The following is a 17,559-nucleotide window of genomic DNA, read 5'->3' as shown; positions in this document are numbered from 1 at the left end:
GGACGGTCGGGTGATGCGTCAGGGGCGGCTTTACAGGCCTTCAATGATTGATGCCGGCTGGCAAGCCGGTCCCCGGAGAAACTGAATGAGTGCGTTATATATGATCCTCGGGACCCTGGTGGCCCTGGGTGTGCTGGTGACGTTCCATGAGTTCGGCCACTTCTGGGTGGCACGTCGCTGTGGCGTGAAGGTCTTGCGGTTTTCGGTGGGCTTCGGCATGCCGCTGGTGCGCTGGCATGACCGGCAGGGCACCGAGTTCGTCGTGGCGGCCATCCCGCTGGGTGGCTACGTCAAGATGCTCGACGAGCGCGAAGGGCATGTGCCGGCCGAGATGGCCGAACAGTCGTTCAATCGCAAGACGGTCTATCAGCGTATCGCCATTGTCGCGGCAGGTCCGATTGCCAATTTCCTGCTGGCCATCGTGTTCTTCTGGGCGCTGGCCATGCTGGGCAGTCAGCAGGTCAAGCCGGTCATCGGCACCGTGGCCCCTGACAGCATTGCGCAACTGGCCGGCCTGAATGCCGGCCAGGAAATCGTGGCCGTCGACGGCAAGCCGACCGTCGGCTGGTCGGCTGTCAACCTGCAGCTGGTTCGTCGTCTGGGTGAGAGCGGGACCATCAATGTCACGGTGCGCGAGCCAGGCGCGAGCAGCGACAGCGCACATCAACTGGTACTCAAGGACTGGCTCAAAGGCTCTGAAGAGCCTGATCCGATTCGCTCGCTGGGCATCCAGCCCTGGCGCCCGGCCTTGCCGCCGGTGCTTGCCGAGCTTGATGGCAAGGGCCCCGCGCAGGCCGCCGGCCTGAAGACCGGTGATCGACTGGTGGCGCTGGACGAGCAGCCGGTGAGCGAGTGGCAACAGGTGGTCGACTGGGTGCGCGAGCGGCCCGATGCGCGTATCGCCGTGACCGTCGAGCGTGATGGCGCCACGGTTGTCGTGCCCCTGACCCTGGCGGCGCGCGGCGAAGGCGAGGCGGCCACCGGTTACCTTGGGGCTGGCGTCAAGGGTGGCGAGTGGCCGGCCGAGATGCTGCGTGAAGTCAGCTATGGACCACTGGAAGCGGTGGCAGAAGGCTTCAGGCGCACCTGGACCATGAGCGTGCTGACGCTTGAATCGTTGAAGAAAATGTTGTTCGGGGAGCTGTCTGTAAAAAACTTGAGCGGACCGATAACCATTGCTAAAGTGGCGGGCGCTTCGGCCCAGTCGGGCGTGGGTGACTTCCTGAACTTCCTGGCTTATCTGAGCATAAGCCTGGGGGTTCTCAATTTGCTGCCTATTCCAGTACTGGATGGGGGGCATTTGCTGTTTTATCTGATCGAATGGGCCCGCGGGCGTCCTCTTTCGGAAAAGGTACAGGGTTGGGGTGTTCAGATTGGTATCAGTCTGGTAGTGGGCGTCATGTTGCTCGCACTGGTCAACGATCTGGGTCGACTCTGAAAGTTTCGCTCCATTGCGAATCTGCCGCCTGAGGCGGCAGTTTGTTTATTGCCAGTTGGAATAAAGGACTTCATGAAACGTCTGCTGCTAACTGCGGCTCTTGCCGCACTGATGATCGCTGAAGTTCACGCCGAGTCCTTCACCATCTCCGATATCCGTGTCAATGGCCTGCAGCGGGTTTCCGCCGGCAGCGTCTTTGGCGCCTTGCCGCTTAACGTGGGCGAGAATGCGGACGATGGCCGTCTGGTCGAAGCCACTCGTGCGCTGTTCAAAACCGGGTTCTTCCAGGACATCCAGCTGGGGCGTGAAGGTAACGTTCTGGTCATCACTGTCGTCGAGCGCCCGTCGGTCGCGAGCATCGAGATCGAAGGCAACAAGGCGATCTCCACCGAAGACCTGATGAAGGGGCTGAAACAGTCCGGTCTGGCCGAAGGCGAAATCTTCCAGCGCGCGACCCTCGAAGGCGTGCGCAACGAGCTGCAGCGCCAGTACGTGGCTCAGGGCCGCTACTCTGCCGAGGTCAAGGCCGAAGTCGTTCCCCAGCCACGCAACCGTGTCGGCCTGAAGATCGACATCAACGAAGGCACCGTGGCCGCCATCCAGCACATCAACGTGGTGGGCAACACCGTCTTCCCCGAGCAGGAACTGGTTGACCTGTTCGAGCTCAAGACCACCAACTGGCTATCGTTCTTCAAGAACGATGACAAGTACGCCCGGGAAAAACTCTCCGGCGACCTGGAACGCCTGCGCTCCTTCTACCTGGACCGCGGCTACATCAACATGGACATCGCCTCCACCCAGGTCTCGATCACCCCTGACAAGAAGAGCGTGTACATCACGGTCAACGTCAACGAGGGCGAGAAATACAGCGTCAAGTCGGTCAAGCTCAGTGGCGACCTGAAGGTGCCTGAAGACCAGGTCGATTCCCTGTTGCTGGTACAGCCCGGCCAGGTGTTCTCGCGCAAGGTCATGACCACCACGTCCGAACTGATCACCCGCCGCCTGGGCAACGAAGGCTATACCTTCGCCAACGTCAACGGCGTGCCGACCCCGAACAATGAAGACCGTACCGTCGACATCACCTTCGTGGTCGATCCGGGCAAGCGTGCCTACGTCAACCGCATCAATTTCCGTGGCAACACCAAGTCGGCCGATGAAGTGCTGCGCCGCGAAATGCGCCAGATGGAAGGCGGCTGGGCTTCGACCTACCTGATCGACCAGTCGAAGGTGCGCCTCGATCGCCTGGGCTTCTTCAAGGAAGTCAACGTCGAAACGCCGGCCGTGCCGGGTACCGACGACCAGGTCGACGTCAACTACGCCGTGGAAGAGCAGGCTTCGGGTTCGATCACCGCCAGTGTCGGTTTCGCCCAGAGCGCCGGTCTGATCCTGGGTGGTTCGATCAGCCAGAACAACTTCCTGGGTACAGGTAACAAGGTCAGCATCGGCCTGACCCGCAGCGAATACCAGACCCGCTACAACTTCAGCTATGTCGACCCGTACTACACGCCGGACGGCGTCAGCCTGGGCTACAACGCGTTCTACCGCACCACCGACTACGACGACCTTGACGTCGACGTGGCCAGCTACGCCGTGGACAGCATGGGCGCAGGCATCAGCCTGGGCTACCCGATCAGCGAGACGGCGCGCCTGACCTACGGTCTTAACGTGCAGCAGGACAAGATCAAGACCGGTACCTACACCGTCGAGGAGATCTTCGATTTCATCGACAAGGAAGGCGACAACTTCCTGAACTTCAAGGGCTCGATCGGCTGGTCCGAGTCGACCCTGAACAAAGGTGTGCTGGCGACCCGTGGTCACTCGCAAAGCCTGGTGGCCGAAGCGACCCTGCCGGGCAGCGACCTGTCGTTCTTCAAGGTTGACTACCGCGGGCAGTACTTCTATCCGATCAATGACACCTACACCTTGCGCCTGCACACCGAGCTGGGCTTTGGCGACGGCTACGGTTCGACCAGTGGCCTGCCGTTCTACGAGAACTACTATGCCGGTGGCTTCAACTCGGTACGTGGCTTCAAGGACAGCACGCTGGGCCCGCGCAGTACGCCTAGCAGGGGTGAAGCTGACGGTGGTCGACCAGGTACTATTGCCGACCCGGATCAGGATCCGCTGCCGTTTGGTGGCAACGCCCTGGTGCAAGGCGGTGTAGAACTGATGTTCCCGCTGCCGTTCATCAAGGACCAGCGTTCCCTGCGCACCTCCGTATTCTGGGATGTGGGTAACGTTTTCGACACTAATTGCGACAGCAGCAGAACCAAGAACGGTCAGAAGGTCGAATGTAATGGTGTCGACTTCTCCGGCATGGCCAGTTCTGTCGGTGTCGGCGTCACCTGGATCACTGCTCTGGGCCCGTTGAGCTTCGCGCTGGCCATGCCGATCAAGAAACCGGATGACGACTCGGAAACCCAAGTGTTCCAGTTCTCCCTGGGCCAGACCTTCTAAGGGTCTGACTCCAAGCAACGACCAACGAATTCTGTAGGAGTGTATTTGTGCGTAAGTTGACCCAATTGGTACTGCTGGCCACTGTTCTGGTCGCAACCCCGGCCTTCGCCGACCTGAAAATCGCCGTGCTGAACTATCAGATGGCTCTGCTGGAATCCGACGCTGCCAAGCGTTATGCCGTGGATGCCGAGAAAAAATTCGGCCCGCAAGTCACCAAGCTCAAGAGCCTGGAAACCAGCGCCAAGGGCATCCAGGACCGTCTGGTCAGTGGTGGCGACAAGATGGCCCAGCCAGAGCGCGAGCGTCTTGAGCTGGAATTCAAGCAGAAGGCCCGTGACTACCAGTTCCAGTCCAAGGAATTGAACGAAGCCAAGGCCACGGCCGACCGCGAAATGCTCAAGCAACTCAAGCCAAAGCTGGACCAGGCTGTTGAAGAAGTCATCAAGCGTGGTGCCTACGACCTGGTGTTCGAGCGTGGCGCAGTGATCGACGTCAAGCCTCAGTATGACGTCACTCGCCAGGTCATCGAGCGCATGAACCAGCTGAAGTAAATCATGAGCGCACCCATCAAGCTCGGCCAGTTGGCCGAGTTCCTGGGCGCCACCCTGCGTGGCGACAAGGACAAGGACATTACCGGGCTGGCCACCTTGCAAGAGGCGGGGCCCGGCCAGGTCAGTTTTCTGGCCAATCCGCAGTATCGAAAATTTCTCGCCGAAACCCATGCGGCTGCCGTCCTGCTCAAGCCGGCCGACATCGACAGCTATGACGGCGATGCGCTTCTGGTGCCCGATCCCTATCTGGCCTATGCGCGGGTGTCGCATCTGTTCGACCCCAAGCCCAAGGCGGCAACCGGCATTCATCCGACCGCTATCGTGGCCGACGATGCCCATGTCGACCCGAGCGCAAGCGTAGGTCCTTATGCGGTGATCGAAAGCGGTGCGCGCATCGCGGCCGGCGTCACCGTAGGCGCGCATTGCTTCATTGGTGCCCGCAGCGAAATCGGTGAGGGCGGCTGGCTGGCCTCGCGCGTCACGCTGTACCACGATGTGCGCATCGGTCAGCGGGTCGTGATTCAGTCGGGTGCCGTGCTGGGGGGCGAAGGATTCGGTTTTGCCAATGAAAAAGGCGTCTGGCAGAAAATCGCCCAGATCGGCGGTGTGATCATTGGTGATGATGTAGAAATCGGTGTCAACACGGCCATCGACCGCGGAGCACTGGCGGATACCCGGATCGGCAACGGTGTGAAACTGGACAACCAGATCCAGATTGCACACAACGTGCAGATCGGCGATCACACGGCCATGGCCGCCTGTGTCGGTATTTCCGGCAGTACCCGAATCGGCAAGCACTGCATGCTGGCCGGCGGCGTCGGGCTGGTGGGGCATATCGACATCTGCGACGGGGTGTTCATCACCGGCATGACCATGGTGACCCATTCGATCACCGAGCCGGGTTCCTATTCGTCCGGCACGGCCATGCAGCCTGCCGCCGAATGGCGCAAGAGCGCTGCACGGTTGCGCAAGATCGATGACATGGCCCGACGGCTGCAAAAGCTGGAAAAAGTCGTCGAGACCGTGACCCGCGCTCCCAATGATTCATCTGATGGCTGAAATCTCTTTCATATCGGGTCGGTAGGGTCGCCAGGCCGCCTGCCCGATTTGCAGAAGAGTGCGCGCAGTCGTTGCGCACTCTCATTCTTTACTACAGGCTTTCCCTCGAAATGATGGACATCAACGAAATACGCGAATACTTGCCTCATCGTTACCCTTTCCTGTTGGTGGATCGTGTCGTAGAGCTGGATATCGAGGGCAAGACAATTCGTGCCTACAAGAATGTCAGCGTCAACGAACCGTTCTTCAATGGCCATTTTCCCCAGCACCCGATCATGCCGGGCGTTCTGATCATCGAAGCGATGGCCCAGGCCGCCGGGATCCTGGGTTTCAAAATGCTTGACGCCAAGCCTGCCGATGGCACTCTCTATTACTTCGTCGGTTCGGACAAACTGCGTTTTCGTCAGCCCGTGGTGCCGGGCGACCAGTTGCTGCTTGAAGCCCGGTTCGTCAGCTGCAAGCGCCAGATCTGGAAGTTCGAGTGCAAGGCGTCGGTTGACGGCAAGTCGGTTTGTTCCGCTGAAATCATCTGTGCGGAACGCAAGCTATGAGTTTGATTGACCCTCGCGCAATCATCGATCCGACGGCCGTCCTGGCCGACAGCGTTGAGGTCGGCCCCTGGTCGATCATCGGAGCCGGTGTGGAAATTGGCGAGGGTACAGTGATAGGCCCCCATGTGATCGTGCGCGGGCCGACGTCCATCGGTCGTCATAACCGTATCTACCAGTTTTCCTCGGTGGGTGAAGACACCCCTGACCTCAAGTACAAGGGTGAAGAAACACGCCTGGTGATCGGTGATCACAATGTGATTCGCGAAGGGGTGACCATCCACCGCGGTACCGTCCAGGACCGCGCCGAAACCACGCTGGGCGATCATAATCTGATCATGGCCTATGCCCATATCGGTCATGACAGCGTGATCGGCAATCACTGCATTCTGGTCAACAACACCGCACTGGCCGGTCATGTGCATGTCGATGACTGGGCAATCCTGTCCGGCTACACCCTCGTGCACCAGCATTGCCATATCGGCGCCCACAGCTTTTCCGGCATGGGCACGGCGATCGGCAAGGACGTACCGGCCTTCGTTACCGTATTCGGCAACCCTGCCGAGGCGCGCAGCATGAATTTTGAAGGCATGCGCCGTCGCGGCTTTTCCGAAAAGGCGATTCAGGCCCTGCGCAGGGCCTACAAGACGGTCTATCGCCAGGGACTGACCGTTGATCAGGCCATTGTCGAGCTGGCCGAGCCGGCTTGCGCCTTTCCTGAAGTGGCCGTTTTCCTTCAGTCGATCCAGTCTTCGACCCGCGGCATTACCCGCTGATCATGGGCGGCTCATTGCGTATCGCTCTGGTGGCCGGCGAAGCGTCCGGCGATATTCTCGGCGCCGGCCTGATGCGCGCCATCAAGGCGCGTCATCCGGATGCCACGTTCATTGGTGTCGGCGGCCCGCTCATGGAGGCCGAAGGCATGGTCTCGTACTTCCCCATGGAGCGCCTGTCGGTCATGGGCCTGGTCGAAGTGCTGGGCCGCCTGCGTGAATTGCTGGGGCGACGCAAGGAATTGATTGCGACCCTGATTGCCGAGCGCCCGGATGTGTTCATTGGCATCGATGCGCCGGACTTTACCCTCAATATCGAACTGCAGCTGCGCCGTGCCGGGATCAAGACCGTGCACTACGTCAGCCCGTCGGTTTGGGCCTGGCGGCAGAAACGGGTATTGAAAATCCGCGAAGGCTGCGACCTGATGCTGACCCTGCTGCCCTTCGAAGCGCGTTTCTATGAAGAGAAGGGTGTTCCGGTGCGCTTCGTCGGTCATCCGTTGGCCGATACCATTGCACTGACATCCGACCGTGCAGCCGCTCGTGCCGAACTGGGCCTGGGCGAGGGACCGTTGGTCGCCTTGATGCCCGGTAGCCGCGGGGGTGAAGTCGGACGCCTGGGTGCGCTGTTTTTCGATGCTGCCCAACGCCTGCTGGCCGAACGGCCCGGATTGCGCTTCGTGTTGCCTTGCGCCAGCCCGCAACGGCGGGTGCAGATCGAACAACTGCTGCAAGGCCGCGACCTGCCGGTGACGTTGCTCGACGGTGGCTCGCACCTGGCCCTGGCGGCCTGTAATGCGGTATTGATCGCTTCCGGGACGGCTACACTGGAGGCGCTGTTGTACAAGCGCCCGATGGTGGTGGCTTACCGCATGGCACCGTTGACCTTCTGGATTCTCAGGCGGCTGGTCAAGAGCCCTTACGTGTCGTTGCCCAACCTGCTGGCCGGTCGCGCCTTGGTGCCCGAATTGCTTCAGGAGGCGGCGACACCCGAATCGCTGGCTGCCGAAATCGGGCCGCTGATCGATAGCGGCCAGGCGCAGACCGAAGGGTTCGATGCGATTCACCGCACGCTGCGTCGCGATGCCTCCAACCAGGCCGCTGATGCCGTGCTGGCCCTGATCGGCCGTCCTTCTTCACTGTGAGCGTAAAAACAATGCAAATGGGCCTGGATTTCACCCTCGTCGAAGAACTGGTGGCCGGTGTCGATGAGGTCGGGCGTGGCCCGTTGTGCGGTCCGGTGGTGACCGCTGCGGTGATTCTCGACCCGGCCCGGCCGATTCTTGGCCTGAACGACTCCAAGAAACTGACCGAGACGCGGCGCGAAAAGCTGTTCGATGAAATCCGTGAAAAAGCCCTGTGCTGGTGCATTGCCCGCGCTGAGGTCGACGAGATCGATCATCTGAACATCCTGCATGCCACCATGCTGGCCATGCAGCGGGCAGTCGAAGGCTTGAGTATCACGCCCAGGCTGGCCCTGATCGACGGCAATCGCTGCCCCAAACTGGCAGTGCCCTCGGCACCCGTGGTGCAGGGCGATGCCAAGGTGCCGGCCATTGCCGCCGCCTCCATTCTGGCCAAGGTCAGCCGTGACCGGGAAATGGCGGCGTTCGAGCTGATCTATCCAGGCTATGGCATGGGTGGACACAAGGGCTATCCGACGCCCGTTCATCTGGAAGCCTTGGCACGTCTTGGCCCCACGCCGATCCACCGGCGCTCCTTTGCCCCGGTGCGTGCGGCCTGGGAGGCACGTGCAGTGATCGCCCAGGCCGTGTCGGGCCGTCTGCTTCAGGACTGACGTTTCAGGTCTGGCTGGGTACAATCACGCTCTTCGTTTTTCGTGTTCCAGCGTTATAGGATCTTCATGTCGGCTTCTTTCGTTCATCTGCGCCTGCACACCGAGTACTCCCTGGTCGACGGGCTGGTCCGGGTCAAGCCACTGGTCAAGGCGCTGACAGCCATGAACATGCCTGCCGTGGCGGTCACCGACCAGGGCAACATGTGTTCGCTGGTCAAGTTCTACAAGGCGGCTCAAGGTGCGGGCATCAAGCCGATCTGCGGTGCCGACCTGTGGCTGGCCGGCAAGAATGCCGACGCGCCGCTGAGCCGCCTCAGCCTGCTGGTCATGAACCCGCAAGGCTATCGCAACCTGACCGAACTGATCTCCCGCGGCTTCACTGAAGGCCAGCGCAATGGCTTTGTCGTGATCCAGCGCGAGTGGGTGGCCCAGGCCAGTGAAGGCCTGATTGCATTATCGGCGGCCAAGGAGGGTGAGATCGGCGTGGCCCTGCTCGGCGGCAATGTCGATGAAGCCGGTCAGTTGCTGCGTGAATGGATGGCGGTGTTTCCCGACCGCTTCTACATCGAGCTGCAGCGCACCAACCGGGTCAATGATGAAGAGCATGTGCATGCGGCTGTAGCTCTGGCCGATCGCCACGGTGCGCCGCTGGTGGCCACCAACGATGTGCGCTTTATCCACGAAGAGGATTTTGCCGCCCACGAAACCCGGGTATGCATCGGTGAAGGCCGGGCACTGGACGATCCGCGTCGTTCGCGCAACTACAGTGACCAGCAGTACCTCAAGAGCCCGGCAGAAATGGCCGAGCTGTTCAGCGACCTGCCCGAGGCGCTGGAGAACACCGTCGAGATCGCCAAGCGCTGCAACATCGACGTCAAGCTGGGCACGCACTTTCTGCCCAACTTCCCGATTCCCGATGGCATGACCATTGACGAGTATTTCCGCAAGGTGTCCTTCGACGGGCTTGAAGAGCGTCTTGCGGTGCTGCTGCCCAAAAGCTCGGAAAACTATGAAGAACGCCGCCAGGTATACGTCGACCGGCTGAATTTCGAGCTGGATATCATCATCCAGATGGGCTTCCCCGGTTACTTCCTGATCGTGATGGACTTTATCCAGTGGGCCAAGAGCAACGGCGTGCCGGTGGGGCCGGGCCGGGGCTCGGGTGCCGGATCGCTGGTGGCCTATGTGCAGAAGATCACCGACCTGGACCCGCTGGAATACGACCTGCTGTTCGAGCGCTTCCTCAATCCCGAGCGGGTATCGATGCCCGACTTCGACGTCGACTTCTGCATGGACGGTCGTGACCGGGTCATCGAGTACGTGGCGGAAAAATACGGGCGCAACGCGGTCAGCCAGATCATCACCTTCGGTTCCATGGCGGCCAAGGCGGTGGTGCGCGACGTGGCGCGGGTGCAGGGCAAGTCCTACGGCCTGGCCGATCGCCTGTCGAAGATGATCCCCTTCGAAGTGGGCATGACCCTGGCGAAGGCCTACGAGCAGGAAGAGATCCTGCGCGACTTTCTCAAGAACGATGAAGAGGCTGCCGAAATCTGGGAAATGGCCCTCAAGCTCGAGGGCGTGGTGCGTAACGTTGGCAAGCACGCCGGTGGCGTGGTCATCGCACCGACCAAGCTCACCGACTTTTCCCCTATCTATTGCGATGAGGCCGGCGACGGCCTGGTGACCCAGTTCGACAAGGACGATGTCGAGGCGGCGGGCCTGGTGAAGTTCGACTTCCTCGGCCTGCGCACCCTGACCATCATCGACTGGGCGCTGGAGACCATCAACCGCGAGCGGGCCAAGGAAGACAAGGCGCCGCTGGACATCGCCTTCATTCCGCTGGACGACAAGCCGACCTACGAGCTGCTGCAGCGCGCCGAGACCACGGCGGTGTTCCAGCTTGAATCGCGCGGCATGAAAGAGCTGATCAAGAAGCTCAAGCCCGACTGCCTGGAAGACCTGATCGCACTGGTGGCGCTGTTTCGTCCAGGCCCTTTGCAGTCGGGCATGGTCGACGACTTCATCAACCGCAAGCACGGTCGTGCCGAACTGGCCTACCCGCACCCGGATTACCAGTACGAAGGTCTCAAACCGGTGCTGGCACCGACCTACGGCATCATCCTGTATCAGGAACAGGTGATGCAGATTGCCCAGGTCATGGCCGGCTATACCCTGGGCGGGGCCGACATGCTGCGCCGGGCCATGGGCAAGAAAAAACCCGAAGAAATGGCCAAGCAGCGCGGTGGTTTCATCGAAGGCTGCAAGAACAACAACATCGAGCCGGACCTGGCCGGTAACATTTTCGACCTGGTGGAAAAGTTCGCCGGCTACGGCTTCAACAAATCCCACTCGGCCGCCTACGGCCTGGTGTCCTACCAGACAGCCTGGCTGAAGATGCACTACCCGGCGCCGTTCATGGCTGCGGTGTTGTCGGCGGACATGCACAACACCGACAAGGTCGTGACCCTGATCGAGGAAGTGCGCAGCATGAAGCTGCGCCTGGACGCGCCGGATGTGAACATGTCCGAGTTCAAGTTCACGGTCAGCGACGACGGGCGGATCATTTACGGCCTGGGGGCGATCAAGGGCGTCGGTGAAGGCCCTGTAGAGGCGATTACCGAGGCGCGTCAGGCCGGGCCTTTCAAGGACCTGTTCGATTTCTGCGCGCGGGTCGACCTCAAGCGGGTCAACAAGCGCACGCTGGACGGCCTGATCCGCAGCGGCGCGCTGGACCGCCTGGGGCCGTATTTCGAGCTGGAACCCAAGGCTTACCAGGCCAATATCGACCGCAACCGTTCGGTGCTGCTGACGGCGCTGGAAGAGGCCATCCAGTCCGCCGAACAGACCGCCCGCAGCCGCGACAGCGGGCACAGCGACCTGTTTGGCGGACTGTTCGAGGCCGAAGATGCCGACGTCTATGCCAACCATCGCCAGACCCGGGAAATCACCCTCAAGGAACGCCTGCGCGGCGAGAAGGAAACCCTGGGCCTGTACCTGACCGGTCATCCGATCGACGAGTACGAGGGCGAAATCCGGCGTTTTGCCCGTCAGCGCATCATCGACCTCAAGCCGGCCCGTGATACCCAGACGGTAGCCGGGCTGGTGATCGCCCTGCGGGTGATGAAAAACAAGAAGGGCGACAAGATGGGCTTCATCACCCTGGACGACCGCTCGGCGCGCATCGAAGCCTCTTTGTTTGCCGAAGCGTTTCATGCCGCCCAGTCACTGTTGCAGACCGATGCTATCGTGGTGGTCGAGGGTGAAGTCAGCAACGACGACTTTTCCGGGGGGCTGCGCTTGCGTGCCAAGCGCGTCATGAGTATCGAGGATGCCCGTACCGGCCTTGCCGAAAGCCTGCGGGTAACGGTGGATGCTGCCGCACTCAAGGGCGACCGGCTGCGCTGGCTGGGCGACCTGTGCAAGCGCCATCGCGGTGCCTGCCCGGTCACGCTCGATTACACTGGCATGGACGCCAGGGCTATCCTGCAGTTTGGCGACAGCTGGCGAATCGATCCCGCGGACAACCTGATCCAGGCGTTGCGTGACCAGTTCGGAAAGCAGAACGTCTTCCTCCAGTACCGCTAGGCTCTCTTACGTAAAAAGTGGCTACGCTCGCTCGCCGACTTTTCGTAAAGGCCTGGAGCACTTAAAGTACCGAATTTTTAAACTCGACCTGAATGCGCCCCTTCCGTATGGTGGGGCGCTTTTACAGATCAACCGGCCGGCCTCTTGGCCGTCGACCCAAGACGGATGCCTATGAACCCGAATTTTCTCGATTTCGAACAGCCTATCGCTGACTTGCAAGCCAAGATCGAAGAGCTGCGCCTGGTAGGCAATGACAACTCGCTGAACATCAGCGACGAGATCTCCCGGTTGCAGGACAAGAGCAATACGCTTACCGAAAGCATCTTCGGCAACCTGACCAGTTGGCAGATCGCCCGGATGGCGCGTCACCCGCGTCGTCCCTACACCCTGGACTACATCGAACACATCTTTACCGAGTTCGACGAATTGCACGGCGACCGGCATTTTGCCGATGACGCCGCACTGGTCGGCGGTGTCGCACGTCTGGACGATCAGCCAGTGATGGTGATCGGTCACCAGAAAGGCCGTGAAGTGCGCGAAAAGGTCCGTCGCAATTTCGGCATGCCGCGCCCTGAAGGCTATCGCAAGGCGTGCCGCCTGATGGAGATGGCCGAGCGCTTCAAGATGCCGATCCTGACCTTCATCGACACCCCGGGTGCCTACCCTGGCATCGACGCCGAGGAGCGCAACCAGAGCGAGGCGATTGCCTGGAACCTGCGCGTCATGGCGCGCCTGAAAACCCCGATCATCGCCACTGTGATCGGTGAGGGCGGTTCCGGCGGCGCACTGGCCATCGGTGTCTGCGATCAACTGAACATGCTCCAGTATTCCACCTATGCGGTGATCTCGCCCGAGGGCTGTGCCTCGATCCTGTGGAAGACCGCCGAAAAGGCACCCGATGCCGCCGAAGCCATGGGCATCACGGCCGAGCGCCTCAAGGGCCTGGGTATCGTCGACAAGGTGATCAACGAGCCATTGGGCGGTGCGCATCGCGACCCGGCTGCAGCCGCGGCACTGATTCGCGAAGAGCTGCTCGGCCAACTGGCCTCGCTGAAGAAACTCGACAACGCCGCCCTGCTGGCGCGCCGTTATGAGCGCCTGATGAGCTACGGCGTCTGACATGACCTTGCCCGGCCATGGCGTCTTGTCCATGGCCGGGCACTGTTCAGGACCTGGTCATGAGCGATGAGGCGCTGTACACGGCGCTTGCCCGGGCGCTGTCCGGGGCAGGCGCGGTGCCTGCCTTGCACGTTGCGTTCTCCGGTGGCCTGGATTCCACCGTTCTGCTGCACCTGCTGATTGCGCTCTCCAGGCGCCAGCCCCTCCCGCCGATTCATGCCATTCACGTGCACCATGGCTTGCAAGCGACCGCCGACGCCTGGCCTGCGCATTGCCGTCAGGTCTGTGCGGCGCTGGGCGTGCCTCTGCGTATAGAGCGGGTGCGGGTGCGCAGCGGCGCCAGCCTCGAGGAAGCGGCACGTCAGGCTCGCTATGCCGCCTTTTCCCGGGCGCTGGGCCCGGGTGAATGGCTGCTGGTGGCCCAGCACCGTGACGATCAGGCCGAGACGCTGCTGTTTCGTTTGTTGCGTGGTGCCGGCGTGCGCGGTCTGGCGGCCATGGCGCCCTCTCGGGCGTTGGGCCGGGGCCGCTTGCTGCGCCCGTTATTGGACGTGTCGCGCACCGCCCTCGAAGATTACGCACGGCGGCATGGGTTGCGCTGGGTGGAAGACCCGAGCAATCAGGATGTGCATTATTCGCGCAACTTTCTGCGCCATCAGGTGCTGCCGCTGTTGCAGGCACGCTGGCCGCAGGCGCAGGCCAGCCTGGCGCGCAGTGCCGCGCACCTTGGCGACGCGCAGCAGTTGCTCGATGAGCTGGCGGTCGATGACCTGGCGCGTGCGCAGCGACACAGCGAGTTTGCCTGGCTGAATCTTCCGGCCCTGGCCCTGGCACCGTTGGCCAGTCTGTCCGAGGCGCGCCAGCGCAATGCCTTGCGCCATTGGCTGGCCCCGCTGACTCGCCTGCCGGACACCAATCATTGGGCCGGCTGGAAGGATCTGCGCGATGCACGACCCGCTGCGCATCCGCTCTGGCGCCTGGCCGATGGCGAGTTGCACCGGGCGGACGGGCACGTGTGGTGGCTGGCCGGTGACTGGCTGCATCCACCGTGTGGTGGATTGCACTGGTCGAATCCTGCGCATGCGCTGAGGCTGCCTGGCAACGGCACGCTGTCTTTTTCCGCGGGTGCGCCGCCAGGGCCGTTCGAGGTTCGCTACCGCCAGGGTGGTGAAGTCATGGGCGTGCCGGGGCGTGGGCAGCGCGACCTGAAGCGACTGCTGAATGAAACACGCTTGCCCGGTTTTGTCCGTGCCCGCTTGCCGTTGGTGTTCCAGGACGGTCGTTTACTGGCCGTGGCCAATCTGGCAGGGCTTGATCGAATGGGCGAAAACGGTGCCTGGCTGTGCTGGCATGCACCGACGAGCGACCAAAGTTTGAGGTGATAGGCCCTTTCCGGTAGACTACGCTCCCTTCTTGATACAGCTTGTGTCAGTGGTTTCCAATTGACCCAAGTTGCCGATTTCCAACCCGTGTTTACGGGGCAATCTTTAACGTGTGGCGCAATGGGCAGGCTTATGGCCGGTCGGTTTCAATACAGCAGTTTCGGGAATGCACTGTGAACCTTGTGGGTGATCGGGGGCTTCGGCCTTCCTTCGCTTTCCCCGGCGGCTCTGACCGCTTTAACGCAGACTTCTAGGGTTTTTCATGACGCGCTTCATCTTCGTCACGGGCGGTGTTGTTTCTTCATTGGGGAAAGGTATTGCCTCGGCTTCATTGGCGGCCATCCTGGAGGCGAGGGGACTTAAGGTCACCATGCTCAAGCTGGACCCCTACATTAACGTCGATCCGGGCACCATGAGCCCGTTCCAGCACGGTGAAGTGTTCGTCACGCATGACGGCGCCGAGACCGACCTGGACCTGGGTCACTACGAGCGGTTCATCCGCACGACCATGACCCAGAACAACAACTTCACCACCGGACGGGTGTACGAGCACGTACTGCGCAAGGAGCGCCGTGGTGATTACCTGGGCGCGACCATCCAGGTGATTCCGCACATTACCGACGAGATCAAGCGCCGGATCATCAAGGGTGCCGGCGATGCCGACGTGGCCCTGGTCGAGATCGGCGGCACGGTCGGCGACATCGAGTCGCAACCGTTCCTGGAAGCGATCCGCCAGTTGCGCTTCGAAGTGGGTGCCAAGCGCGCCATGCTGATGCACCTGACCCTGGTCCCGTACATCGCCACCGCAGGCGAAACCAAGACCAAGCCGACCCAGCATTCGGTCAAGGAGCTGCGCTCCATCGGCCTGCAGCCTGACGTGCTGATCTGCCGCTCCGATCACGCGATCGATGTTTCGTCGCGTCGCAAGATCGCGCAGTTCACCAACGTCGAAGAGCGTGCGGTGATCGGCCTGGAAGACGCCGACACCATCTACAAGATCCCGGGCATCCTGCACGCCCAGGGCCTGGACGATTTCGTCGTCGAGCGTTTCGGCCTGCAATGTGGCGGTGCCGACCTCTCCGAGTGGGACGCGGTGGTCGACGCCAAGCTCAACCCCGAACACGAAGTGACCATTGCCATGGTCGGCAAGTACATGGAGCTGCTCGACGCGTACAAGTCGCTGATCGAAGCCATGAGCCACGCCGGGATCACCAACCGCACCAAGGTCAACCTGCGCTACATCGATTCCGAAGACATCGAAAACCAGGGCACCGGCCTGCTCGAAGGCGTCGACGCGATCCTGGTACCGGGCGGCTTCGGCCTGCGCGGTGTCGAAGGCAAGATCACCGCCGTGCAGTACGCCCGTGAAAACAAGGTGCCGTACCTGGGCATCTGCCTGGGCATGCAAGTGGCGGTCATCGAGTTCGCCCGTAACGTGCTGGGCTGGAAGGATGCCAACTCCACCGAGTTCGACCGCACCGTCGCGCATCCGGTCGTGGGCCTGATCACCGAGTGGGAAGATGCCACCGGCGCGGTCGAAACCCGTACCGAAAGCTCCGACCTGGGCGGCACCATGCGTCTGGGTGCCCAGGAATGCCAGCTGCTGCCGGGCACCAAGGTGCACGATTGCTATGCCAAGGATGTGATTGTCGAGCGTCATCGTCATCGCTACGAGGTCAACAACAAGCTGCTGCCGCAACTGATCGAGGCCGGCCTGCAGATTTCCGGTCGCTCCGGTGACGGTGCGCTGGTCGAAGTGGTCGAGGCGGCTGATCATCCATGGTTCGTGGCCTGCCAGTTCCACCCCGAGTTCACCTCGACACCGCGTGACGGACATCCACTGTTCAGTGGCTTCGTCAAGGCCGCCCTGGCTCAACACCAGAAGAACGTCTGATTCGGGATACCAAGCACATGGCTCAGAAAATCATCCGCGTAGGCGCTATCGAGATTGCCAACGACAAGCCCATGGTCCTGTTCGGCGGCATGAACGTGCTGGAGTCCCGTGACCTGGCCATGCAGATCTGCGAGCACTACGTGCGGGTGACCGAAAAGCTCGGCATCCCGTACGTGTTCAAGGCCAGCTTCGACAAGGCCAATCGCTCGTCGATCAACTCCTATCGCGGCCCGGGGCTTGAAGAAGGCCTGCGCATCTTCGAAGAGATCAAGCGCACCTTCAACGTGCCGCTGATCACCGACGTGCATGAACCGCATCAGGCCGCATCGGTGGCCGAGGTGTGCGACATCATCCAGTTGCCGGCCTTCCTGTCGCGCCAGACCGATCTGGTGGTGGCGATGGCCAGGACCGGTGCGGTGATCAACATCAAGAAAGCCCAGTTTCTTGCGCCTCAGGAAATGAAGCACATCCTGACCAAGTGCGAAGAAGCGGGCAACGAACAGTTGATCCTCTGCGAGCGCGGTTCGAGCTTCGGCTATAACAACCTGGTGGTGGACATGCTTGGCTTCGGCATCATGAAGCAGTTCCAGTACCCGGTGTTCTTCGACGTGACTCACGCCCTGCAGATGCCGGGCGGTCGCGCCGATTCGGCCGGCGGTCGTCGCGCCCAGGTGCTGGAGCTGGCCAAGGCTGGTTTGTCCCAGGGCCTGGCCGGTCTGTTCCTTGAAGCCCATCCGGACCCTGACAACGCCCGCTGCGATGGTCCTTGCGCCCTGCGCCTGGACAAGCTGGAGCCGTTCCTGACCCAGCTCAAGGCCCTGGATGATCTGGTGAAAAGTTTTGCACCGGTAGAGACCGCGTAAGCCTGGTTCTCCGGTAAAGTGCGCGCCCGGCCCTGCCAATTTGCGGCCGGCCGCGCCTCGTTTTCCCTGCTGTGTCGTTTACGTCAATCTTG

At 61.5% G+C, this 17,559-nt stretch carries 13 protein-coding genes; all 13 read left to right on the top strand.

Annotated features, from left to right (window positions below):
- Positions 1-85: 85 nt before the first annotated feature.
- The 13 genes from rseP to kdsA all read left to right on the top strand — a co-directional run bounded on the left by rseP (position 86) and on the right by kdsA (position 17,467).
- Complete coding sequence (gene rseP / locus DGA31_RS00390) at positions 86-1,438, top strand: sigma E protease regulator RseP (protein ID WP_109511185.1); 1,353 nt, start codon at positions 86-88, stop codon at positions 1,436-1,438.
- Positions 1,439-1,510: 72 nt separating this feature from the next.
- A complete protein-coding gene (bamA, locus tag DGA31_RS00385) occupies positions 1,511-3,895 on the top strand; it encodes an outer membrane protein assembly factor BamA (protein ID WP_056834952.1) in 2,385 nt (794 codons plus the stop codon).
- Between the two features lie 47 nt (positions 3,896-3,942).
- Positions 3,943-4,446, top strand: a complete 504-nt coding sequence (locus DGA31_RS00380) for an OmpH/Skp family outer membrane protein (protein WP_056834954.1) — start codon at positions 3,943-3,945, stop codon at positions 4,444-4,446.
- A 3-nt stretch (positions 4,447-4,449) separates the two neighbouring features.
- Positions 4,450-5,505: a UDP-3-O-(3-hydroxymyristoyl)glucosamine N-acyltransferase gene (gene lpxD, locus DGA31_RS00375; RefSeq protein ID WP_109511184.1), complete on the top strand. Its 1,056-nt coding sequence runs from the start codon at positions 4,450-4,452 to the stop codon at positions 5,503-5,505.
- Positions 5,506-5,615: 110 nt separating this feature from the next.
- On the top strand, positions 5,616-6,056 hold the full coding sequence (gene fabZ / locus DGA31_RS00370) for a 3-hydroxyacyl-ACP dehydratase FabZ (protein ID WP_056834957.1): 441 nt from the start codon (positions 5,616-5,618) through the stop codon (positions 6,054-6,056).
- Positions 6,053-6,829: an acyl-ACP--UDP-N-acetylglucosamine O-acyltransferase gene (lpxA, locus tag DGA31_RS00365; protein ID WP_056834959.1), complete on the top strand. Its 777-nt coding sequence runs from the start codon at positions 6,053-6,055 to the stop codon at positions 6,827-6,829. The genes fabZ and lpxA overlap by 4 nt, the downstream gene beginning before the upstream one ends.
- A 2-nt stretch (positions 6,830-6,831) precedes the next feature.
- Complete coding sequence (gene lpxB / locus DGA31_RS00360) at positions 6,832-7,971, top strand: lipid-A-disaccharide synthase (RefSeq protein WP_109511183.1); 1,140 nt, start codon at positions 6,832-6,834, stop codon at positions 7,969-7,971.
- Positions 7,972-7,982: 11 nt separating this feature from the next.
- Entirely contained in the window at positions 7,983-8,624 is a 642-nt protein-coding gene (gene rnhB, locus DGA31_RS00355; RefSeq protein ID WP_109511182.1) for a ribonuclease HII, read from the top strand.
- A 66-nt stretch (positions 8,625-8,690) separates the two neighbouring features.
- Positions 8,691-12,209, top strand: coding sequence for a DNA polymerase III subunit alpha (gene dnaE, locus DGA31_RS00350; protein ID WP_056834965.1), 3,519 nt, complete (start codon positions 8,691-8,693; stop codon positions 12,207-12,209).
- A gap of 171 nt (positions 12,210-12,380) precedes the next feature.
- Complete coding sequence (gene accA, locus DGA31_RS00345; RefSeq protein WP_056834966.1) at positions 12,381-13,328, top strand: acetyl-CoA carboxylase carboxyl transferase subunit alpha; 948 nt, start codon at positions 12,381-12,383, stop codon at positions 13,326-13,328.
- Positions 13,329-13,387: 59 nt separating this feature from the next.
- A complete protein-coding gene (gene tilS, locus DGA31_RS00340) occupies positions 13,388-14,710 on the top strand; it encodes a tRNA lysidine(34) synthetase TilS (protein WP_109511181.1) in 1,323 nt (440 codons plus the stop codon).
- A gap of 262 nt (positions 14,711-14,972) precedes the next feature.
- Complete coding sequence (locus DGA31_RS00335) at positions 14,973-16,604, top strand: CTP synthase (protein ID WP_056834969.1); 1,632 nt, start codon at positions 14,973-14,975, stop codon at positions 16,602-16,604.
- Positions 16,605-16,621: 17 nt separating this feature from the next.
- On the top strand, positions 16,622-17,467 hold the full coding sequence (gene kdsA / locus DGA31_RS00330; protein ID WP_109511180.1) for a 3-deoxy-8-phosphooctulonate synthase: 846 nt from the start codon (positions 16,622-16,624) through the stop codon (positions 17,465-17,467).
- Positions 17,468-17,559 lie beyond the last annotated feature (92 nt).

The sequence above is a fragment of the Pseudomonas ovata genome, assembly GCF_003131185.1.
Taxonomy (GTDB): Bacteria; Pseudomonadota; Gammaproteobacteria; order Pseudomonadales; family Pseudomonadaceae; genus Aquipseudomonas; species Aquipseudomonas ovata.
The sequence above is the reverse complement of the archived record's forward strand: the minus strand, read 5'-3'. Positions and strand labels throughout refer to the sequence as shown.